General features: G+C 26.3%; 18 protein-coding genes. 4 read left to right on the top strand and 14 right to left on the bottom strand.

The features are described 5' to 3' along the window. Window positions 1-1014, top strand: coding sequence for a DHH family phosphoesterase (locus H0H73_RS00850; protein WP_185852292.1), 1014 nt, complete (start codon window positions 1-3; stop codon window positions 1012-1014). Here the strand turns inward: H0H73_RS00850 and H0H73_RS00845 are convergent. The 3 genes from H0H73_RS00845 to H0H73_RS00835 are packed head-to-tail and all read right to left on the bottom strand — an operon-like array spanning window position 998 to window position 3454. Beyond that, on the bottom strand, window positions 998-1552 hold the full coding sequence (locus tag H0H73_RS00845) for a thioredoxin family protein (protein WP_185852291.1): 555 nt from the start codon (window positions 1550-1552) through the stop codon (window positions 998-1000). The genes H0H73_RS00850 and H0H73_RS00845 overlap by 17 nt on opposite strands. Window positions 1553-1556: 4 nt before the next feature. Next, entirely contained in the window at window positions 1557-2348 is a 792-nt protein-coding gene (locus H0H73_RS00840; RefSeq protein ID WP_185852290.1) for a zinc ribbon domain-containing protein, read from the bottom strand. A gap of 2 nt (window positions 2349-2350) precedes the next feature. Further along, window positions 2351-3454, bottom strand: coding sequence for a Nif3-like dinuclear metal center hexameric protein (locus H0H73_RS00835; RefSeq protein ID WP_185852289.1), 1104 nt, complete (start codon window positions 3452-3454; stop codon window positions 2351-2353). Between the two features lie 97 nt (window positions 3455-3551). Here H0H73_RS00835 and lipA point away from each other — a divergent pair, with 97 nt between their 5' ends. Then, on the top strand, window positions 3552-4406 hold the full coding sequence (gene lipA / locus H0H73_RS00830) for a lipoyl synthase (RefSeq protein ID WP_185852288.1): 855 nt from the start codon (window positions 3552-3554) through the stop codon (window positions 4404-4406). A gap of 1 nt (window position 4407) precedes the next feature. On the opposite strand, the gene H0H73_RS00825 is transcribed toward lipA, so the two are convergent. Beyond that, on the bottom strand, window positions 4408-6990 hold the full coding sequence (locus H0H73_RS00825; RefSeq protein ID WP_185852287.1) for a UvrD-helicase domain-containing protein: 2583 nt from the start codon (window positions 6988-6990) through the stop codon (window positions 4408-4410). 159 nt (window positions 6991-7149) lie between these two features. Here H0H73_RS00825 and fbaA point away from each other — a divergent pair, with 159 nt between their 5' ends. Continuing rightward, window positions 7150-8220 carry a class II fructose-bisphosphate aldolase gene (gene fbaA / locus H0H73_RS00820; protein ID WP_185852286.1) on the top strand — a complete coding sequence of 357 codons (1071 nt, stop codon included), beginning with the start codon at window positions 7150-7152 and terminating at the stop codon, window positions 8218-8220. Between the two features lie 8 nt (window positions 8221-8228). Continuing rightward, the gene (accD, locus tag H0H73_RS00815) at window positions 8229-9068 is read left to right on the top strand and encodes an acetyl-CoA carboxylase, carboxyltransferase subunit beta (protein WP_185852285.1); all 840 of its coding nucleotides are present in this window, start codon (window positions 8229-8231) and stop codon (window positions 9066-9068) included. Window positions 9069-9071: 3 nt separating this feature from the next. Here the strand turns inward: accD and guaA are convergent, their stop codons facing one another. The 10 genes from guaA to purB are packed head-to-tail and all read right to left on the bottom strand — an operon-like array spanning window position 9072 to window position 22895. After that, complete coding sequence (gene guaA, locus H0H73_RS00810) at window positions 9072-10622, bottom strand: glutamine-hydrolyzing GMP synthase (protein ID WP_185852284.1); 1551 nt, start codon at window positions 10620-10622, stop codon at window positions 9072-9074. A 21-nt stretch (window positions 10623-10643) separates the two neighbouring features. Continuing rightward, on the bottom strand, window positions 10644-11879 hold the full coding sequence (gene purD / locus H0H73_RS00805; RefSeq protein ID WP_185852283.1) for a phosphoribosylamine--glycine ligase: 1236 nt from the start codon (window positions 11877-11879) through the stop codon (window positions 10644-10646). Window positions 11880-11886: 7 nt separating this feature from the next. Beyond that, the gene (purH, locus tag H0H73_RS00800; RefSeq protein WP_185852282.1) at window positions 11887-13419 is read right to left on the bottom strand and encodes a bifunctional phosphoribosylaminoimidazolecarboxamide formyltransferase/IMP cyclohydrolase; all 1533 of its coding nucleotides are present in this window, start codon (window positions 13417-13419) and stop codon (window positions 11887-11889) included. 54 nt (window positions 13420-13473) lie between these two features. Then, window positions 13474-14049, bottom strand: coding sequence for a formyltransferase family protein (locus H0H73_RS00795; RefSeq protein WP_185852281.1), 576 nt, complete (start codon window positions 14047-14049; stop codon window positions 13474-13476). 10 nt (window positions 14050-14059) lie between these two features. Continuing rightward, a complete protein-coding gene (gene purM / locus H0H73_RS00790) occupies window positions 14060-15028 on the bottom strand; it encodes a phosphoribosylformylglycinamidine cyclo-ligase (RefSeq protein WP_185852483.1) in 969 nt (322 codons plus the stop codon). 29 nt (window positions 15029-15057) lie between these two features. Continuing rightward, the gene (purF, locus tag H0H73_RS00785; protein WP_185852482.1) at window positions 15058-16494 is read right to left on the bottom strand and encodes an amidophosphoribosyltransferase; all 1437 of its coding nucleotides are present in this window, start codon (window positions 16492-16494) and stop codon (window positions 15058-15060) included. A 43-nt stretch (window positions 16495-16537) separates the two neighbouring features. After that, on the bottom strand, window positions 16538-17260 hold the full coding sequence (gene purC / locus H0H73_RS00780; RefSeq protein WP_185852280.1) for a phosphoribosylaminoimidazolesuccinocarboxamide synthase: 723 nt from the start codon (window positions 17258-17260) through the stop codon (window positions 16538-16540). Continuing rightward, window positions 17257-17751 carry a 5-(carboxyamino)imidazole ribonucleotide mutase gene (gene purE / locus H0H73_RS00775; RefSeq protein WP_185852279.1) on the bottom strand — a complete coding sequence of 165 codons (495 nt, stop codon included), beginning with the start codon at window positions 17749-17751 and terminating at the stop codon, window positions 17257-17259. The genes purC and purE overlap by 4 nt, the downstream gene beginning before the upstream one ends. A gap of 24 nt (window positions 17752-17775) precedes the next feature. Then, window positions 17776-21444, bottom strand: coding sequence for a phosphoribosylformylglycinamidine synthase (locus H0H73_RS00770; RefSeq protein WP_185852278.1), 3669 nt, complete (start codon window positions 21442-21444; stop codon window positions 17776-17778). 14 nt (window positions 21445-21458) lie between these two features. Further along, a complete protein-coding gene (gene purB / locus H0H73_RS00765; RefSeq protein ID WP_185852277.1) occupies window positions 21459-22895 on the bottom strand; it encodes an adenylosuccinate lyase in 1437 nt (478 codons plus the stop codon). Window positions 22896-22898 lie beyond the last annotated feature (3 nt).

Below are 22898 nucleotides of genomic sequence, written 5' to 3'. Positions count from 1 at the left end.
ATGTTGTTTTCTAATATAAACATAAATGGAATTAATAAAAAAAAGATCGTACTATTGCCTCATAATAATCCGGATGGAGATGCATTAGGATCTTCTTTAGCACTTTTATTTTATCTTAGAAAATTAAAACATGATGTGGATTTAATCTCTCCAACAGAATATTCTCCATTTTTTAAATGGCTTCCTGGAACTGAAGATATTATTGTATTTTCTGAACATACACAATCTTTAGTTAAAAAAAAAATTGTCAACTCAGATTATGTTTTTTTTATAGATTTTAATAATTTATCAAGAATTAATAATATTAGAGATTTTTTTTTATGTTCAAAAGCAAAAAAAATATTAATTGATCATCATCCTTTTCCATTTTGTTTTGATTTTATGTTTTCAGATCCTACAGTAGCAGCTACTAGTATTTTAGTCTTTCGATTCATATCTTATATGAATCATTTAGATAAAATAGATAAAGAAATAGCTACATGTTTATATGTAGGATTAATGACTGATACAGGTTTTTTTCGGTTTCCTTCTGTAACTTCAGAAACTCATTTTATTGCCGGAAAATTAATAGATAAAGGAATTGATATAGATTTCATTTATGATCATTTACAAGAAAAATACAATGAAAACAGGTTAAAATTGTTATCTAAAGCACTGAAAAAATTCAAAATCATTAAAAAATATCGTACAGCTTATACAAGTATAAAAGCTTCGGATCTCAATTATTATTCATATGAAAAAGGTGATACAGAAGGGATTATTACTTATGGATTGGGAATTAAAAATGTTGTTTTTTCCGTTTTCTTTTTTGAAGAAAAAGAAACATTTCCTATCAAAATTTCATTTCGTTCAAAAGGAAATTTTGATGTAAATATGTTTGCTAGAAAACATTTTGGAGGGGGAGGACACAAAAATGCAGCAGGAGGAACATCAGAAAAAAGTTTATCTGAATCTATAGAATATTTTTTAAACATTATCCCAAACTATTATAAAAACCTTATGGTTTCCATTTGATATTACATCCGTAGCTTAGTTTTACTATTGGATATATTTTTTTTCCTTTTAAAATATTTTGCAATATATTTCTCACATCAAAACCTGTAACAGGAATGTTATTTCCAGGTCTAGAGTCATCTAATTGACCATGATAACATAAGTTCCCTTTTCCTGAAAATATAAAGAATTCAGGAGTACATTTTGCACAATAATATTTAGCAACTTCCTGTGTCTCATCAAAAAAATAAGGAAAAGGATAACCTAACTGATAATGTACTTTTTTCATATTTTCTGGAGAGTCCTCTGAATACTTTTTTGCATCATTAGAATTAATTGCTAAAAATGAAATTCCCTTTGACAGGAAATCATTAGCTAAATGAATTAATTCCGTATTAATATGTTTCACGTATGGACAGTGATTACAAATAAACATTATTACAGTTGCTTTATTTGAAAAATAATCTCTTAAAAATTTCCTCTTTCCTGAAGAAACTTCTAACAATTCAAAATCTTTAATTTTAATTTTAATTTTACTAGAAGAATAAGTTCGTACCATGATCCTATAATTTTTTTTTATAACAAAAAACAAAAGATTTCTTTTTTTCTTCCTCAGCCAATTCCGCATCTATTAATATTCTGCCACTATGTTCGTCTATTAAAAGTTTATTACGTTGTATCAATTCAGAATATTTTTGAGGTGTAATTGCTAGATAAGACCCCAATGGAGCACCTCTTTGTACTGGGGCTACAGCTACTCCATTTTTGACTCCATTTCTGATTCTTAGATAAGTTTTCAATAAACCATTCTCTACCTTTTTAGAAAAACATAAAGATTGTTCTAATAATATTTTTTCTTCTTTATCATTTTCTAAAAGAATCTTATTCAATTCTTTTTTTTTATGAAAAAAGTGCTCCTCTTTATTTTTTAATAAATATTCTTTTTTTTTAAAAATTTCTTCCCTTTTATCAATCTGAACATTTAATTCCTTAATTTTTTTTTTAGCTAATTGAATTTCTAATTTTTGGTAATCAATCTCTTTATCTAGAGAATATAATTCTTTATGATTTTTAATATGATCTTTTTGTTTTTCATATTTTTTAATTAAAATATCTGAAGATTTAATATTTTTATTTTGTTTATTTATATTTTCTTTTATATAAAGAATATCTTCATTAAGATTTTCTAATTTTTTTTTCATTTGGTCTATTTCTTCTTCTAGACTTTTTATTTCCATAGGTATATTACCACGAAACTTTCGTATTTCATCTATACGAGAATCTATTAATTGAAGATTGTATAATACTCTCAATTTATCTATTACAGTGACTGCTTCTTGTATTTTATGTACCATAATTAATAAAAATATTTAACTGGATTAGTATGAATTTTTGATTCACAAATGGAAATAGAAGTAAAATTTTGATCTAAAAAAGATTTCAGTAAACTTTTAGTAAAGTTTTCAGATTCATAATGTCCTATATCTACAATTAATATTTTTTTTTCGTATTTAAAAAAATCATGATATTTCAAATCAGAGGAGATAAAAACATCAGCTTTTTCTTCTATAGCTGTCTCTATTCCGAAACGTCCTGAACCTGTAATCATAGCTACTTTTTGAATTTTTTTTTCTGTAAAATTAGAATGTCGAATACAAGGAACATTCATCTTTTTTTTTATAAAAAGAAGAAAATCATATTCATTCATCTTTTCCATAAGATTTCCTATAAAACCTATTCCTATATAAGGATTTGTATTTTCAATATTATAAATTTCGTAAGCAACTTCTTCATAAGGATGGTTTTTAAATAAAGCATTTTTTATTATGTTCAATTTATAGTCAGGGAAAAGAACACTAATACAAGTTTCTTTTTCTATATGAAAAATTTCTTTTTTTCCAAAAAAAGGTTTAGTTTTTTTATTCCCCATGTAACTTCCAAATCCATCAAAATTATAACTACAGTGACTGTAATTAGAAATATTTCCAGCCCCTGCTTCAAATAAAGCATTTCTAACTTTTTCTGCATAATCTACTGGAACATAAGTAATTAGTTTTTTTATAGTTTCTTTTTTGGGAAAAAGAACTTTTTCTCTATTTATTCGTAATAATTTAGATATATAAGAAGAAGGTCCTTCCCATATCATATCTAAGTTTGTATGAATAACGTAAATAGATATATCATTTTTTAACGCATGAATTATGACTCTTTCTGAAAATGTTTTTCCAGTTATACTTTTAATAGATTTAAAAATGACAGGATGAAAAGAAATTATCAAATCACATTTTTTTTGAATAGATTCATCAAAAACTTTTTCAGTAAGATCTAAAGTAATCAGTACATTTTTTACTTTTTTATGAAATGATCCCACTATTAGTCCAACATTATCATAAGAAGCAGCATATTCTATAGGAGCTATATTTTCTAATATATTAGCTATATCTCTAACAAACACTTCCATATAAATAAAAAAAAACACTCATCCTAACAAATTTATCAAAAAAAATTGATTTTTATATTTATTATAGTATAATAATAAAATAATAAAAAAAAAAGATATGAATCTTATACAAAAAAAACCAAAATGGATCAAAGTAAAATTACCAATGAGTAAAAATTATCATGAATTGCAAAAATTAGTTTCTTTGCACAAACTAAATACAATTTGTCAGAGTGGCAGTTGTCCCAATATAGGAGAATGCTGGGATAAAGGTGTGGCTACTTTCATGATATTGGGAAACATTTGTACAAGATCTTGTCGATTTTGTGGAGTGAAAACAGGACGTCCTGATAAAATAGATTGGAAAGAACCAGAAAAAGTAGCAAAGTCTATAAAAATATTAAAAATAAAACATGCTGTATTAACTTCTGTCAATCGAGATGATTTACAGGACATGGGGGCTTATATATGGATTCAAACCATACAAAAAATACGACATTTTAATCCAAATATTACAATAGAAGCTTTAATTCCCGATTTTAAAGGAGAAAAAAAAATAATAGATAAAATAATTGATATTAAGCCAGAAGTTATTTCTCATAATGTGGAAACAGTAGCTAGATTAACAAAAAAAGTTCGTATTCAAGCTAAATATGATCGTAGTCTTGAAGTTTTACAATATATAAAAGAAAAAAATAAAAACATACGGACAAAAACAGGAATCATGTTAGGATTAGGAGAAACAAAAGAAGAAATAATAGAAACTATGAAAGATATTAAAAAATCTAAAGTAGATATTTTAACTATGGGACAATATTTACAACCTTCTTTTAAGCATTATCCTGTTCGTTTTTTTGTTTTTCCAGAACAATTCAAAGAATTGAAAAAAATTGGATTAAAAATGGGATTTAAATATGTAGAAAGTGGTCCATTAGTTAGATCTTCTTATCATGCGGAAAAACATGTAAAATGAATTAAGTATTTTTTTTTTCTTTTCCAAAAATATACTTACATTTTTTTTCGTTCCACATTTTTTTTTCACATAGAAAATTTTTAATGTAAAATGATACAGATTTATCATTTCCGAGCCTGGAAAATAAAATTAGTTGTTCAATAGAACGAGTAGTAGCTACATATAACAAATTTATGTTATCAAATTTAATGTTTGATAGATAATACTCATAAAAATTACGGATATTATCATCATGTTTCATGTGTTTGAAATAGGTTTCTATTTCTATATAAATAGTATTTAATCCATTATATAAATGAGGATTTACATCTATCCATACTTCTTCTTTTTTTTTAGAAAAAATATTCCAATCTGTGAAAGGAATAAGTACCACAGGAAATTGCAACCCTTTAGATTTATGAATAGTCATAATACGAAGAGCATTGATGTGATCAGATATCACAATACTTTCTTTTTCTTTTTTTAATTCCCAATAATCTAAAAAATCTATAATAGAATTTCCTACTTTTTTCATTGATCTATAAACGAAATCCAAAAAGGAATAGATATATGTAGAGTTTTTTTGATTTAATAAACCAAAAGATTCAATAATTTTTTCCGATATGTTGTATATCGATTTATTATACAATTTATTTAATGTTAATGAATTTTTAAACAAAATTTTTTTTAAGAATAAATCCAAAGGCAGAAAAAGTATTTTCGTAATGAAATCATGATTATTTTTTTTAGTACAAATGAATTTTTTTTCTAATAATAAAAAAATCAAAAGAACTCTTTTTTGATAACAATGAGGATAAGCAATGATAGAAAAAAAATTTATGATAATTTGTATTTCCAAATTATTTTTTATTAATAAAGAAACAGAAGTATTTACAATCATACCATCTTCCACTAGTTTTTCAGACAAAAAATTACCTTCTTTATTGTTTCTGACTAAAATAGCAATATCTGATAATGCATATTTTTGTTTCAATAACTTTTTTATTTTATTTTTTATATTCGAGTAAATATGTTCTTTATAATTTTTATTAAAATCATGAATAAAATTTATTTCCACATACCCTCCAGATTTTTTATTTATTTTTTGTTTGTAATTTTTATATATATCTTGATAAATAGTAGAATTGAATGTTTTAGATATAGATTGATAAAGTAAATTATTAAATTTTACGATTTCTTCATAACTACGAAAATTTTGTTCTATTGTTTTTATTTTTTTTTCATAAAAAATTGATTTAGAATTAATTAATTTTATAAATTGTTTTGCATCCCCCCCTCTCCATCTATATATAGATTGTTTAGGATCTCCTACTATCATAGCTGATCCATTTTCTGATAATGCATTTTCAACTAATATTTTAATATTTTGCCATTGTAAAAATGAAATATCTTGAAATTCATCTATGAAATAATGTTTATATTGCATCCCTATTTTTTCATATACATTTGGAAATGTTCCTTGAATAATTCTTTCATAAAGAATTTTATTTAATTCTACATTTAAGATAATTTTTTTTTTATTTTTCATATCATGAAACTCTTTTTCAACTTCATGTATAATTGATAACATGCTTATGTTTTTTAAAAAAAGTTTATCCAAAAGATAATTTGATATATTTTTTTTATATATAGATTTTGTTTTTTCATAGAAAAGAAGTATTTTTTTTTTATTTTTTTCTATTAGTATTTTTTGATTGTCATCAGAAAAAAATTTAGAATAGAATATTCCTTTTTGAATATATTTTTCAAGGCGTTCATTAAAAGGATTAAAAAATATGTTTTCATTTTTAAATTTTTGGAAAAATCTAGGTAAATCTAAATGAATGAATGAATGTTTTCGAATAGAAGTTTTTTCCAAAAATTTAAAAAAATTTTCTCCTTTTTTTTTACATTTTTTTTCGAATATTTTCGTTCTTTGAATTAAAATGTTTTTTAACTGAACGAAATCTTTTAAAGAATAATTTTTAATTTTTTTTATGGGAAAATAATTATTTTCTTCAACAATTATATGAGCTATTTTAAATAACTCTTTTCTTAAATCCCAATTTTTTCCTTTTCTTAGTTTTTCTAAAGATGATTGTATCAAAATATTTGACCATTTTTCAGAATTTTTTAATCTATATAATATATTTTCTACAATTTTAAATAAAAACTGATCTGTATCCATTTCTAGATTTACTTCTCTTTCTGAGAAAAAAGATCTTATAATATTATAAGTAAATTTATCTATCGTACTTATATTTCTTGAAAAAGAATAAAAATCGTGCAATATGGAAAATAATATTTTTTCAGAACGTTGATACAATTGATGTTTTGTTAAACTTAAATTTTTTGTTATACAATCAAACAAAAAACGATATTCTTCTTTAATTTTTTTATTTGAAAATTCTTTGATGCATTGTAAAATACGATCTTTCATTTCTTCAGAAGCTTTCTTAGTAAAAGTTAAAGCTAAAACTCTTTTAAATTCATCAGGATAAGGACTGTTTAATAAAACATAAAGATAATTGATGACTAAAAAAGTAGTTTTTCCAGAACCTGCTGAAGCATTGTATATTTTTAATGTATATGGAGAAACTAGCATATTGAATTTTATTAACTTAATTAAAAAATTTTTTCATATATTTTTATCGTATTGATTTTTATCTATCTATTAAGAAATAATAATTATTAAATAGGATATAAAAAATACTTTTTTTTACATTTGTTAATCCTTTTAAATTAAAAAAAAAATTTTAAATACATGTTTAAAAAATTTCCTTTTGGAGTAGCTACTGGTAATCTTGTGAAAGAAATATTCGAATACGCTAAAGAAAACGTATTTTCCATCCCAGCTGTAAACGTTATCGGATCTAATACTATAAATGCTGTTATGGAAACCGCTGCAGAAGTAAATTCTCCTGTTATTATTCAATTATCTAATGGAGGAGCTATTTTTAATGCTGGAAAAGGATTAAGTAATAACAAAGAAACAGCCGCAATTCAAGGTGCTATAGCTTGTGCTATGCATATTCATGAATTGGCTTCATACTATCAAACAACAGTTATTCTTCATACAGATCATTGTTCTAAATCTTTTCTTCCATGGATAGATGGATTGATAGAAGCCAATGAGAAATATTATAAACGTTTTGGAAAAACATTGTTTAGTTCACATATGTTAGATCTTTCTCAGGAATCTTTAAAAGATAATATTAATATTTGTGAGCGATATTTTGATAGAATGAATAAAAGTCAAATGACTCTTGAAATAGAACTTGGTGTCACAGGAGGAGAAGAGGATGGAATAGATAATTCCAATATAGAAAATAATAAACTTTATACTCAACCAGAAGAGGTTGCTTATGCCTATGATAAATTAATGAAAATAAGTGATAATTTTATTATAGCAGCTTCATTTGGAAATGTACATGGAGTTTATAAACCTGGAAATGTGGTCCTTAGACCTGATATTTTAAAAAGTTCACAAGAATATATCCAAAAAAAATTTCATACTCATGCTAAAAAACCAGTTTCTTTCGTTTTTCATGGTGGATCAGGTTCAACAAAAGAAGAAATACAGAAAGCGATTAGTTATGGAGTAGTGAAAATGAACGTAGATACTGATTTACAATATGCTTTCACTTGTGGGGTAAAAAATTATATGAATAAAAATAAGGAATATTTAAAAAAACAAATAGGAAATCCAAAAGGAGAACATATTCCTAATAAAAAATATTATGATCCCAGAGTATGGTTAAGAGAAGGTGAAAAATCTTTTAAAATAATTTTAAAAAAATATTTTGAATTCATGAATAATATTAATACTTTATAAAAACAACCATGGCTTGGTTTTTAAGAAAAAAAAAGAATATTTTAACATCTATAAACGAAAGAAAAGATTTCCCAAAAGGAATTTGGTACAAAACTCCTAGCGGAAAAATTATAGATACGGAAGAATTAAAAAAAAACGCTTATGTTAGTCCAGAAGATGGATATCATGTAAGAATTCATAGTAAAGAATATTTTGAAATTCTTTTTGATCATGGTGAATTTTTAGAAATGAATGTAAAAATGAGAAGCAAAGATCCTATGAAATGGGAAGATTATAAAAAGTACACAGATAGAATCCAAGAAGCACGAAAAAAAACAAATTTATATGATGCGATTAGAACAGGAGTTGGAAAAATTAAAACTATAAATGTTGTGATATCTTGTATGGATTTTTCATTTATAGGAGGATCCATGGGCTCCGTAGTAGGAGAAAAAATATCTAGAGCGATAAAATATTGTATCGATAAAAAATATCCATATATATTAATTTCTAAATCTGGGGGAGCAAGAATAATGGAATCCTCTTTTTCATTAATGCAAATGGCTAAAACCATAGCTAGATTAACACAATTACGGGATGCTAGAATTCCTTATATTTCTGTTTTAACGGATCCAACTACGGGAGGTGTGACCGCTTCTTACTCTCTTCTTGGAGATATAAATATAGCTGAACCAGGATCTCTTATTGGATTTGCCGGACCTAGAGTCATCCGGGAAATAATAGGAAAAGATCTCCCTAAAGGATTTCAAACAGCAGAATTTTTAATGGATCATGGATTTATAGATCTAATTTCTCCTAGAACCGAATTAAAAAAAAATATATATAATTTGGTTTCTATGATGATATAAAAATCATTCCCATTCAATAGTAGATGGAGGTTTAGAGGTTATATCATATGCTATTCTATTAATTCCATCAACTTCATTAGTAATTCTATTTGAAACTTTTTCTAAAAAATCGTAAGATAAATGTGAGAAAGTAGCAGTCATAAAATCTTCAGTATTCGTAACACGTAATATAGCAGCATATTCATAAGTTCGTTTATCCCCTTTGATTCCTACAGATTTTACAGGCAATAAAACTATAAAAGCTTGACTTACAGAATAATAAATATCGTAATTTTTTAATTCTTGCAACAAAATATCCTCTGCTTCTTTTAGAATAGAGATTTTTTTTGCATTGATTTCTCCAATTATACGAATTCCTAAACCAGGTCCAGGAAATGGATGACGATATAAAATTTCTTTTGGAAGCCCTAATCCTTCTCCTATTTTTCTAACTTCATCTTTAAATAATTTTTTTAATGGTTCAATGAGTTTTAATTTCATTAATGTTGTTGGGAGTCCTCCTACATTATGATGAGATTTTATCGAATAACTTATTGTATTTTTTGAAAAAACAGAAGATTCAATAATATCTGAATAAATGGTCCCTTGTGCTAAAAATTCAACATCTTTTATTTTTTCTGATTCCTTTTGAAAAATATAGAGAAATTCTTCTCCTATAACTTTTCTTTTAATCTCAGGATCTACAATTCCGCTTAGTTTAGATAAAAAACGATTTTTAGCATCTATTATTTTTATAGTAAAATGCATTTTTTTACATAAAGAAGATATTTTTTCTTTTTCAGTTTTCAACAATAATCCTGTATCTACGAAAATACAATTTAAAGAATTACCAATAGCTTGATGAATGAGATAAGCAGTAACAAAAGAATCTACCCCTCCAGAAAAACCTAGCACAACTTTTTTTTTATCTACACGTTTTTTAATATCATCTATCGTTTTTTGAACAAAATTATTTAATTTCCAATTCGAACTACATTTGCAAATGTGAAAAACAAAATTTTTCAACATATATATTCCATATTCTGTATTTTTCACTTCTGGATGGAATTGAACTGCATAAATATCTTTATTGGGATGACTAAAAGCTGCAATACCACAAGATGATGTATGTCCGATAACTTTAAATTCTTTTGGAAGATTTTTTACTTCATCAAAATGACTCATCCAAACAACAGATTTATCTGGAATTCCATAAAATAGACTGTTATTAGGATTATCTATAATCAAATCTGATTTTCCATATTCCTTGTATTTTGATTTTTTTATCTCTCCTCCAAAAAGAAAAGAAATAAGTTGCATTCCATAACAAATTCCGAATATGGGTATATTTAGTTGAAAAATACTTTTTGATATTAATGGAGAACCTTTTTCATAAACAGAAAAAGGTCCTCCTGATAGAATCAATCCTTTAGGTTTTTTTGAAATGACATTAGATATAGAAATTTCATTATAATGATATAATAAAGTATATACTCCTATATCTCGAATTCTTCTAGCAATCATATAACTATATTGAGATCCAAAATCTAATATGAGTATAAAATCTTTTTTCATTCTTGTATTTTTTATAATGAATTATAAACCAATATCTTTTCTAAAATACAAATTTTCAAATTGAATTTTTGTAACCTTATCGTAAGCTTTTTTTCTGGCTTCTTGAAGAGTATTTCCTATTCCTACTATATTAAGTACCCGTCCACTTGACGTTGTCCATTTATCTTGTTCTCTTCTTGCTCCAGCAATGTAAAAAGGTTCTTTTAAAGAATTTAACCCTGTTATAATTTTTCCACTTTCATATTTTTCCGGATACCCTATAGATGATAAAACTACACAGCAAGAACATAATTTTTTCCAATCAATAGATATTGATTGATGTTGAAAGGAAGATTGAATGATATTTAAGAAATTACTTTTCATTAATGGGAATAATGTTTGAGCTTCAGGATCTCCAATGCGAGTATTGTATTCTAATAAATAAACTTTGTTATAAGTTATCATTAATCCAAAATATAGGAATCCAAAAAAAGTTAATTTTTCTATAATTAATCCTTCTAAAGTAGGTTCTAAAATATTTTTTTTAAAATCTATCCAAATAGAATTTGTCATATATGGATTGGGGGAAATAGCTCCCATTCCTCCTGTATTCAATCCTTTTTCATTTTCTTCAATTTTTTTATAATCTTTAGCCGATAAAAAAGGGATAATGTCTTTTCCATTGAAAAGAGATATAATAGAAGCTTCTTTTCCTTGTAAAAATTCTTCTATGATAATCTGATTTCCAGATTTTCCAAATTTTTTTTTTATCATAATATTTTTTAAAGCTTTTTTAGCGTCATTTTGGTTATGAGCTAAAATAACTCCTTTTCCTGCAGCTATGCCATTAGTTTTTATAGCTATAGAGCTCGTATTTTTTTTCAAAAAATTAATAGCTTTTTCATAGCAATAAAAAATCTCGTATTTAGGAGTACGAATTCCATATTTTTTCATAAATGATTTAGCAAAAATTCTATTTCCTTCAAGTTTAGCGGCTAAATAATGTGGTCCAATTATTTTTAATCCAAAATTTTGAAAAATATCTACAACTCCTTCTAATAAAAATATTTCGGATCCTACAATGGTTATATCTATTGCATTTTTTTTAGCAAAAGAAGCTAATTCTAATACAGAATGATTATTTTCAATATTTTTTCCTATTAAACTTGTCCCTCCATTTCCAGGATAAAAATAAAGATGAATGTATTGATTATCTTCCAACAATTTTTTTCCTATAGCATGTTCACGGCCTCCACCTCCAAGAATTAAAATTTTCATTATTTTTTTAGTGTTTAAAATGTCTTTTTCCAGTAAAAGCCATTGCAATACCATAATCATCACAAGCTTTGATAGATTCTTCATCACGTATAGATCCTCCTGGTTGAAGAATAGCATGTATTCCACCAGAACGTGCAGCCTCATCTACTACATCTCTAAAAGGAAAAAAAGCATCAGATACAAGTACTAATCCCTTTTTACTTTTTTCTAAAGCTCTTTCTATAGCTTGACGAGCTGCCCAAATTCTATTAGTTTCCCCTCCAGAAATACCTAAAGTCTGCGTATCTTTAGCTACGACAATAGCATTAGATTTCACATATTTTACTACTTTTTGAGCAAAAGATAAAGATTTTAGTTCTTGATCCCCAAATTTTTTTTTGGTAACTATTTTATAACTTTTTTCATCAGAAAAAAAATAATCAGATTCTTGTACTAAAATTCCTCCGTCTATTTGCACATATTCTAACCTATCTGAAATAGGTTCTATGATATTAATAATTATAAGATTTTTTTTAATTTTTAAAATATTTAAAACATCTGTTTCATAACTAGGAGAAAGAACTACTTCTAAAAAAATGTGATTGATTTCTTTTGCCAATTCTTTTGTAATCGGAACATTAACAGCCATTATTCCTCCAAAAGACGAAATAGTGTCAGCATAATAAGTTTTTTGAAATGCCTCAATAATATTTTTTCCTAACGCGACTCCACAAGGAGTGGAATGTTTAACGGTACAACAAGCAGGTTCGGAAAATTGAGAAACGACCTTCCATGCTATATCCATATCTCTTAAATTATTAAATGACAATTTTTTTCCATGTAATTGATGAAAATTCCGCATTGATCCTTTATGAGTTGTATTTACATAATAAGCTGCTTTTTGATGAGGATTTTCTCCATAACGGAGATTCATTTTTTTTTCATAAGAAGAATGTAAATAAATAGGAAATTTATCATCCAAAAGATATTGAGAAATAGCAGAATCGTAAGCAGAAGTAAAATTAAACGCTTTTCCTGCTAATATTTTTCTCAATTTTAATGAAGGAAAACCATAATTTTCCATTTCAGATTGAACTAATTCATAATCATTCTTATCTGTAATAGCGGTTACATGTAAAAAATTTTTAGCAGCCGCTCTAAGCATAGATGGGCCTCCAATATCAATAAATTCTATTAAGGAATTCATATTGATAGGGTTAGGTTCTTGATGCATTTTTTCAAAAAATGGATAAAAATTAACCAACACAATATCAATAAGATGAATATTGTGATAATGAACAGATTTCATATGTTCTTCAACGGAACGATTAGCTAAAATCCCTACATATATATTAGGATGAATGGTTTTTACTCTTCCATCTAAAATTTCAGGAAAAGAAGTAAAATTAGAAACCTCTATGAGATTTGATAACCCTTTATTAAGAAAATATTGGTAGGTCCCTCCAGTAGAAACAATTTGATATCCTTTTTGATCTAAAAAATTGACGAATTTAAATAATTTTTCATTTTTTTCATAAACACTAATCAAAGCTCTTTTCATAAGACATACTACGAATTAATTGTTACTTTTTTAGGATATAACTCCTTATAATAATTATTTTTTATATATAAGTTTGTTAATAGATTGAATTAATATTTCTTTTTCTATAAGAGAAATTTTTTTTGATAAAGATATTGGAGTTTCCTCTGAATCAAGAAGACATGTTTTTTTCAAAATTACACTTCCTAAATCCACATTTTTTGTTACATAATGTACTGTAGCTCCTGATATTTTTTCCTTATTTTTTATAACTTCTTGATGGACTTTCATTCCATACATTCCTTTTCCACCATATTTAGGCAATAGAGAAGGATGAATATTTATAACTTTATTAAACCATTTTTCACAAAACTCTGCTTCAAGTATAGAAAGAAATCCTGAAAGAACTATAATATCCGGAATATACCTTACAAGTATATTGTTTATTTCTTTAGAAAGAAATTTTTTATTAGTTCTTATTAAAGAAAATACTATAATATTTTTTTTCAACGCATACTGAATTGCTTCACACCATCTATCCGATATAACTAAATTTACCATAGAATCATAAAGCATTCCGCGTTGAATTGCTTGTAAAATATATTGCATATTAGTTCCCTTTCCAGAAACTAAAATAGCTATTTTTTTCATGGAAATGTTTTTATATCAAAAATACTTTTTTATTTCCTTTCACTATATTACCTAAAATAAAAGGCTTTTCTCCTAAAATATGGAGTCTTTCCAAAATAGAATATTTGTCTTTAAAAGACCCTACTATAATCATTCCTACTCCCATATTAAAAATATTCCACATTTTATGTTCTGATAGATTTCCTTTTTTTCGAATATAATTGAAAACAGGTTGAATAGGAATTTTTTCTTTTTTCACTACAGCTGATAAATTTTCTGGAATAATTCGATATAGATTGTCTGATATTCCTCCTCCCGTAATATGAGCTAATCCGTGTATCACAAATTCTTTTAATAAAGCATGAATAGGAAAATGATAAATTCTAGTTGGAATTAAAAGTGTCTCATAAAACGGTTTTCCTTGGAAAAACTTAAAAAAATCTTCTTTAGAAAAAATGTTTCTAATTACAGAAAAACCATTACTATGTACACCTGAGGAAGGAAGTCCTATTAAAACATCTCCTTCTTGAATTAATTTTTTTCCATCTACAAGATGATGTTTTTCTACAATACCTACACAAAATCCAGCTATATCATAATCATTTTCTCTATAAATTCCAGGCATTTCCGCGGTTTCTCCTCCAATAAGACAGGTGTTCGTTTTTTTGCAAGAAAGAGCTATACCTTGTACAATTTTTTCTACAATAATAGAATCTAGTTTTCCACAAGCTAAATAATCTAAGAAGAATAAAGGAATAGCTCCATGACATAAAACATCATTTGCACACATTGCAAAACAATCTTCTCCAATCACATCATATTTTTTGCAGTCTATTGCCAAACGTAACTTGGTTCCTACTCCATCAACTCCAGATACTAAAATAGGTTCCTTATACCCACATTCATATATTTTATAAAAACCAGAAAAATGATCTAATGTGCTCATTACTTTATTGTTATAAGTATTTTCTAAAATATTACTAATTTTGCATATGGTCATTTTTTTTTTGTTCACTTTATTTATATATATTAATCATTTTTTTGAACTGGATAATTTCCGGTAAAACAACCAAAACAATAATGAATACTTCCAAGAATATCTATAAAATTATCCATACTTAAAAATTCTAAACTATCTACATTTAGAATTTTTGCTATATCTTTTTTATCAATATGATTGTATGAAATAAGATCTTTTTTACTTGGAGTATCTACTCCTAAATAACATGGGCCTATAATAGGAGGAGAAGCACTTCTAAAATGAATTTCTTTAGCTCCTGCTTTTCTTAAGATGTAAACTAATCTACGACTGGTAGTTCCGCGAACTATAGAATCATCAATAATAACAATCCGTTTTCCTTTTATTTCATCTAATATAGGATTTAATTTCAAGTTTACCATTTTTTCACGCATTTCTTGTTTAGGAAGAATAAAAGATCTTCCAATATATTTATTTTTTACTAAAATTGGTTTAAAAGGAATTCCAGAAGCCTTAGAATATCCAATAGAAGCTGGAACTCCAGAATCTGGAACTCCAATAACTACATCAGCTTCTACTGGATGTTGTTCATAAAGTTTTTCTCCACTTTTTTCACGAATTTCATAAACATTTATATTTTCAATTAAGGAATCAGGACGAGAAAAATAAATATATTCAAAAGAACATATTCTTTTTTTTGTATTTTTTCTTTCTGAAAGTAGAGAAAATTGAATTAATTTTTTATCCACTATTATAATTTCTCCTGGAAATAAATCTCTTACATAAAACCCTCCAACAGAATCAATTCCACAAGTTTCAGAACTAAATATATAAATATCTTCATTCAACATTCCATAGCATAAAGGACGTATTCCGTTTGGATCTCTAAATGCAGCGATTTTATTATCCATAAGTACAATCACAGAATATGCTCCTTTAATATCAATAGTTGTTTTTTGAATCGCTTTTTCTAAACTATTATCAGATTCTGGTAAATATTTTTGTATTAGACGTAAAATTACTTCGGAATCTGAATATTCGGATATAAAATTTATTCCTTGGGATTCCAATTTTCTACGAAGATCTTGAGCATTGACTAAATTTCCATTATGTACTATAGATATAGTACTCTTTCCATAGGAGTCTTCTCCAAAGAAAGGTTGAATATTTTTTTTACTTTGGCCTCCTTCTGTAGAATAACGAGTATGTCCAATCACAGCATTTCCATGATAACATTTAGAATTGGAAATTTTTCTAAAAAAATCTAAAACCAATCCTTCGCTTTTATGTGATATAATAAATCCATCTCGTAAAACAGAAAAACCACAAGCTTCTTGTCCTCTATGTTGTAATGCAAATAAACCAAATTGAATTAAAGAAAAGGTGTCTACTTTATAAGGAGAATAAATTCCAAAAACACCACATTCATCATTAAATTTATCAAAATAATTATTTTCCAGAATATAAGAAAATAATTGAGATATCATTTTTTTGGAAAAAGAATATCTTTGTTCCATTATTTTTAATGGATTAACTTACATTTAACCTTTTTAATATCTCCATATAAATGTCAAAGACTTTGTCTTGTAATCCCATTCTAAATGAATCTTTATCCAATTTTTTCATTGTTTCTTTATCCCAAAAACGACAAGTATCTGGACTAATTTCATCGGAAAGTAGAATCTCGTTTGTATGATTTTTACCAAATTCTATTTTAAAATCTACCAATAGAATATTTTTATCTAAAAAATATTTTTTTATAAAATGGTTGATTTTCGATGTTATGCTATAAATGGTATTTAATTCTTCATATGAGATAATTTCTAGGAATACTGCATGATGATCATTAATTAAGGGATCTTTTAACTTATCATTTTTATAAAATATTTCAAAAATAGGATTATACAGATGAATTCCTTCTTTGACACCTAAACGTTTCGACATACTTCCCGCAACAATATTACGAACAACAAATTCTAAAGGGATCATATTTACTTTATGACATAATTGTTCTCTGTTGTTTATTTTTCGTATAAAATGAGTTTTGATTCCACAAGAATTGATAAATTGAAAGATCAATGTAGTTATTTCATTATTCAAAACCCCTTTATCTTGTAATATATTCTCTTTCAATCCATCCAAAGCCGTTATATTATCTTTATAATGAATTAAGACTTGAATCGGATTATTCGTAGAATATATTTTTTTTGTTTTCCCTTCTGATAAAATATTTTTTTTAATTATGCAGCTCATGATGATAAATGTTGCTTGATTTCAGTTATCAATTTTTCCTTTTTTTTCACTCTAAATTTTAGCAATAATTTTCTTATATATTGATATTTTGTAGCTAAAATATGAATAGCAAATAAAGCTGCATTATAGGAATTGTTAATTCCTACTGTAGCAACGGGAACGTCTTTTGGCATTTGTACTATAGAAAAAAGAGCATCTATTCCTCCTAAGGATCCATAATTATTATTGCAATGAATGGGGACTCCTATAACAGGGAGGATCGTTTTAGAAGAAATAAATCCAGGTAAATGAGCGGACAATCCAGCTCCTGCAATAATCACATCTGTACCTTCAGATTCTATTTTCTTGATAGTGTTTGATAAAATGTCTGGGAGTCTGTGTGCGGAAATCACATAAGATTCATAACTTATGTTAAATTGTTCGAGTACTTCCGCTGTTATTTTCATAATTGATTTATCAGAAATACTTCCAAAAAATATAGCCACTTTCATAATTTATTTTAATTTTTATTTTTATTATAAAAAATATTGTACTCCATTTTTAAAAATTGAATGTTCATGAACATTAGGAATATTTTTTAATAAACCATGATCATAACGTTCTGGATGAGTCATTCTTCCATAAATTCTACCATCTTCACTTAATAATCCCTCAACGGATTCAACAGATCCATTAGGATTATATAATCTATCTGAACTGGGATTCCCTTCTAAATCTACATATTGTGTGGCAATTTGGTTTTTATCTAATAAAATATTTATTGTTTCTTGATTTGCATAAAATCTTCCTTCACTGTGAGATATGGGAAGAGTATATATTTTATTTTTCATGCCCTTTAACCATGGAGAGTGATCAGAAATCACTTTAATATGAACACATTGGGATATATGGTTTTCAATTTTATTGTAGGTCAATGTAGGAGAATTACAATTTCTCAAGCTTATTTTACCATAAGGTAATAATCCAGATTTGATAAGCCCTTGAAATCCATTACAAATTCCTAAAATCAATCCATCTTGATCAAGAAAATATTTAATAGCATCTTGAATATATGGATTATGTAATATAGATACAATAAATTTAGCAGATCCATCTGGTTCATCTCCAGCACTAAAACCTCCACAAAGCATAAATATTTGTACAGATTTTATATATTTTTTAAAATATAAAATAGACTCTATAATATCTTTATCATTTAGGGTTTTAAATACTAAAGTATTTACTATAGATCCCTCTTTTTCAAATGCACGAATCGATTCAAATTCACTATTTGTTCCAGGAAATATAGGAATAAATACACGAGGTTTTCCTTTTTTTTTAAATTTACATTTACATATGATAGAATCATGCTTTTCTTTTTGTTTAATTTTTTCTACTTTTATTTTTTTAATATTATTAGTATTATAAAAATTAGAAGAGAAAATAGGATAAAAAGTTTTTAACCAATTTTTTATTGATTCATCTATATCAATATATATTCCATTAAAATTTAAATACTCATGAGAAATGATTTCTCCTATTGGAATAAAATTTTTGTATGAAATGGAAGATGAAGATTCTATAATTAAGGAACCTATGTTCGTTTCAAGCAAATGATCTTTATAATCAATAACTGCTCCTAAACGATTTCCAAAGGACATCTTGGCAAGAGCGACAGAGATCCCTCCATCTTTTACAGTTTTCACCGAAATAATTTTTCCTGAACAAATCCCTTCATAAACCTGTTCATATGCTGTTTTTATAGAATCAAAATCTGGCATTTCATTCTCTAATGAATTGTGATAATACAAATAAATTTTATTTCCTGCTTTTTTAAATTCAGGAGATATAATATGAAAAGATAAACCTGTAGCTACACCAAAGGCGATAAATGTTGGCGGAACATGTAAATTTTTATACGTTCCAGACATAGAATCTTTACCCCCTATAGAAGCTAATTCTAATGACATCTGAGCATGATAAGCCCCTAATAAAGCAGAAAACGGTTTTCCCCAATTTTCTGGATTATTTCCCAATTTTTGATAATATTCTTGAAAGCTAAAATAAGTATTTCTGTAATTTCCTCCCATAGAAACAATTTTGGAAATACATTCTACAATCGCATAAGCTCCTCCATGAAAAGGACTCCAAGTAGAAACTTCAGGATGAAACCCCCAAGAAGCTAAACTCACTGTATTTGTATTTCCTCTAAAAACAGGAATTTTTTGTACACTCCCTTCAGATGGAGTCATTTGATATTTTCCTCCAAAAGGCATTAAAACTGTAGTCGCACCTACAGTACTATCAAACATCTCCACTAAACTTTTTTGAGATGCTATATTTAATTCAGAAAGAGTATTTAAAAATTTTTCTTTACTAAAAAGTATTTTTTTTGATTGATTAAAAGGGGAAACTGAAATAGGGGAATTCACACGAACAGCTTTTTCTTTATGAGACCCTTTTGTATTTAAAAAAGAACTTTTGACATTAAAAATTTCTTTTTTTTTATAATAAAAAATGATACGTTTATTGTCAGTGACTTTCCCAATAGGCACAGACATGATATCTTCTTCACGAGATAAATGAATAAATTTTTTCACATCTTTAGGATCTAATATTACTGCCATACGTTCTTGAGATTCAGAAAGTGCAATTTCTATAGATTGTAGATTTTTTTCATTTTTTACCGGAATTTTATCTAAATATAGGACCAAACTATCGCTTAATTCACCTACAGCAACAGCTGCTCCTCCTGCTCCAAAATCATTGCATTTTTTTATCAAAGAAATAACTTTTTTTTTTCTAAAAAGTCTTTGAATTTTTCTTTCTATTATTGGATTTCCTTTTTGTTGTTCATGATTTTTTAAATCAGAATTATGTTCTTTAGAAGAACTTGTCGCACCTCCAATTCCTTCTTTTCCTGTTAAGCCTCCAATTAATAAAATAACATCCCCTTTTTTTGGTTTATCCTGTTTGACAAAATCAATAGGTACCGCTCCAACAACCATTCCAATTTCCATTCTTTTCGCTCTATATCCTTCATGATAAATTTCGTGCACATGAGTTGTTGCTAATCCTACTTGATTTCCATAAGAACTATAACCACGAGCTGATTCAAAACAAATTTTATGTTGTGGTAATTTCCCATTTATAGTTTTTGAATTGATAGGATCAGCAGATCCACTCAATCTGAGTCCTTGATAAACAAAAGCTCTTCCCGATAAAGGATCACGAATGGCTCCTCCTACACAAGTGGAAGCCCCTCCAAAAGGATCAATTTCAGTAGGATGATTATGAGTTTCATTTTTAAATAATAGATACCATTTTTCTTTTCTTTCTGTAAAATCTACATCTATCATTATTATACACGCATTATGTTCGTCTGATAAAACATAGTTTTTTAATTTTCCCTTTTTATAAAGAATTTTAGCAGGAAGTCTTGATAAATCCATAAGATTTATAGGATATTTTGATCTTCCTATTAAATCTCTATCCTTTAAATATTTTATGAAAACACTTTGATATGTTTTTTTTAATGATCCATAAAAAGATATATCTACCAACTTGGTAAAAAATGTTGTATGCCGACAATGATCAGACCAATAAACATCAAGTATACGTAATTCTGCTTGTGTCGGATTTCGCATTTCTTGATAAAAATATTTTTGTATAAATAGTAAATCATTTACTTCCATAGAAAAATTCCATTTACTATGGATTTTTTTTATTTCTTCAAAAGAAAAATTAATGAAATTATCTATAATTTCTGTATCATTTTTTTCGTTTCCTGCATTTAAGCATGAATTAATATAATATTTTTTAATTTTATAAAAATCCTGTTTTTTTTTCATCCCAATGAATTCAATTAATTGTCCTGTTTTTATGGAAATTCTAGTAGAAGATTTGGGATCTATAATTTTTATGCATTGCATAGCTGCAAGGGCTCTATCATCATATTTTTCTGGAAAATATTCTATATATGAAGTATTCAAATGTATTTTTTTATGCAAAATATCTGTAACAGGATCTACAAATACCTTTGATAGACTTTCTAAAAAAAGTTTTTCATTTATATTAAATATATCATATATATAATAAATAACTATATCATAGAATGAAATATTCATATTTTTTAATTCATTGTATAATTTTCTAGAATCGATATCAAAAGGACTTTTTTTTTGTATATAAATTCTGAAATTCATTATTTATCCGTGTATTAAATTTGTCTATCCATATTAGATATATCAGAGGAAATTAGATGATGAAAACGATTTAATATAGGGTTAACTTTTTTATCAATAAATTCTAAAGCTTGATCTGAAGAAAATCCTGTAAAATTTTTAGGATTTAGAATTTGATTCATTTCTTCTTCATCAATTGGTATTTTTTTATCATGTAGAATACGTTTAATAAAATCATTTTCCATTCCTTTTAATTTGATCTTATCATTTGTTTCCATAGAATGAATTCGTATTCTTTCATGAATATCCTGTCTATCTGCTCCCTTTTTTACACATTTTATAATAAGATATTCAGTAATTAAAAAAGGAAGCTCTTCTTTTATATGTTTTTCAATAATTTTAGGATATACGACTATATTTTCTAATATGTTATTCCAAATCATTAAAATAGAATCTACAGCTAAAAAGGATTGTCCTATAACCAATCTTCTGTTTGCAGAATCATCTAAAGTCCGTTCCAACCATTGTGTAGCTGCAACTAAAGCGGAACTATTAGATAAAGAAATAACATACTTAGCTAAAGAGGCTATACGTTCACTTCGTATTGGATTCCGTTTATAAGGCATAGCACTAGATCCAATTTGTTCTTTTTCAAAAGGTTCTTCCATTTCTTTTAAATTTTGTAACAAACGTAAATCGTTACTAAATTTATGAGAAGATTGTGATATATTGGATAATAAATTTAATATTTGAGCATCTACTTTCCTATCGTAAGTTTGTCCTGTTATAGAAAAAACATTTTGAAATCTGAATTTACTAGATAATTTTTTTTCTAAATCTTTTACTTTTTGTAAATCCCCATTAAATAATTCTTTAAAACTATCTGCGGTCCCTACAGTACCTTTAACTCCTCTAAAATGAATATTTTTCAATCTAAATTCTAATTCTTCTAAATCTAGAAGTACACTTTGTAACCATAAAGCAGAACGTTTTCCTACAGTAGTTAATTGAGCTGGTTGATAATGAGTAAAAGCTAAAGTAGGAATATTATGATATTCTAAAGTCAAATTTCTAAGACGAAAAATTACATTAATCAATTTTTTTAATAAAATCTCTAATCCATCACGAATTAAAATAATATCCGTATTGTCTCCTAAAAACGCACTTGTAACTCCCAAATGAATTATAGGTCTAGCTATAAATGCTTTTTCTCCGAAAGCATATAAATGAGCCATGACATCATGGCGAAATTTTTTTTCATAGAAAAAAACTCTATCCCAATCAATGTCATGTAAATGATTTTTTAAGTCAAGAATTTGTTCATCCCTAATGTTTAATCCTAATTCTTTTTGAATTTCTGCCAAATACAACCATAATTTTCTCCAAGTAAGAAACTTTTTTTTCGGAGAAAAATTATATAACATTTCTTTGCTACTATATCGTTCTATTAAAGGGTTTTTATATACTTCCACACA

This window comes from Blattabacterium cuenoti (assembly GCF_014251335.1).
Lineage (GTDB): Bacteria > Bacteroidota > Bacteroidia > Flavobacteriales > Blattabacteriaceae > Blattabacterium > Blattabacterium cuenoti_G.
The sequence above is the reverse complement of the archived record's forward strand: the minus strand, read 5'-3'. Positions and strand labels throughout refer to the sequence as shown.

Excerpts from the sequence above, each read along its gene's own strand:
- fbaA (WP_185852286.1), top strand. The coding sequence starts at position 7,150 with ATGTTTAAAAAATTTCCTTTTGGAGTAGCTACTGGTAATCTTGTGAAA.
- H0H73_RS00845 (WP_185852291.1), bottom strand. The coding sequence starts at position 1,552 with ATGGTACGAACTTATTCTTCTAGTAAAATTAAAATTAAAATTAAAGAT.
- purM (WP_185852483.1), bottom strand. The coding sequence starts at position 15,028 with ATGACCATATGCAAAATTAGTAATATTTTAGAAAATACTTATAACAAT.
- accD (WP_185852285.1), top strand. The coding sequence starts at position 8,229 with ATGGCTTGGTTTTTAAGAAAAAAAAAGAATATTTTAACATCTATAAAC.
- H0H73_RS00850 (WP_185852292.1), top strand. The coding sequence starts at position 1 with ATGTTGTTTTCTAATATAAACATAAATGGAATTAATAAAAAAAAGATC.
- lipA (WP_185852288.1), top strand. The coding sequence starts at position 3,552 with ATGAATCTTATACAAAAAAAACCAAAATGGATCAAAGTAAAATTACCA.
- purE (WP_185852279.1), bottom strand. The coding sequence starts at position 17,751 with ATGAAAGTGGCTATATTTTTTGGAAGTATTTCTGATAAATCAATTATG.
- purC (WP_185852280.1), bottom strand. The coding sequence starts at position 17,260 with ATGAGCTGCATAATTAAAAAAAATATTTTATCAGAAGGGAAAACAAAA.
- H0H73_RS00840 (WP_185852290.1), bottom strand. The coding sequence starts at position 2,348 with ATGGTACATAAAATACAAGAAGCAGTCACTGTAATAGATAAATTGAGA.
- purH (WP_185852282.1), bottom strand. The coding sequence starts at position 13,419 with ATGAAAAGAGCTTTGATTAGTGTTTATGAAAAAAATGAAAAATTATTT.
- H0H73_RS00795 (WP_185852281.1), bottom strand. The coding sequence starts at position 14,049 with ATGAAAAAAATAGCTATTTTAGTTTCTGGAAAGGGAACTAATATGCAA.
- purF (WP_185852482.1), bottom strand. The coding sequence starts at position 16,494 with ATGATATCTCAATTATTTTCTTATATTCTGGAAAATAATTATTTTGAT.
- H0H73_RS00825 (WP_185852287.1), bottom strand. The coding sequence starts at position 6,990 with ATGCTAGTTTCTCCATATACATTAAAAATATACAATGCTTCAGCAGGT.
- guaA (WP_185852284.1), bottom strand. The coding sequence starts at position 10,622 with ATGAAAAAAGATTTTATACTCATATTAGATTTTGGATCTCAATATAGT.
- H0H73_RS00835 (WP_185852289.1), bottom strand. The coding sequence starts at position 3,454 with ATGGAAGTGTTTGTTAGAGATATAGCTAATATATTAGAAAATATAGCT.
- purD (WP_185852283.1), bottom strand. The coding sequence starts at position 11,879 with ATGAAAATTTTAATTCTTGGAGGTGGAGGCCGTGAACATGCTATAGGA.
- H0H73_RS00770 (WP_185852278.1), bottom strand. The coding sequence starts at position 21,444 with ATGAATTTCAGAATTTATATACAAAAAAAAAGTCCTTTTGATATCGAT.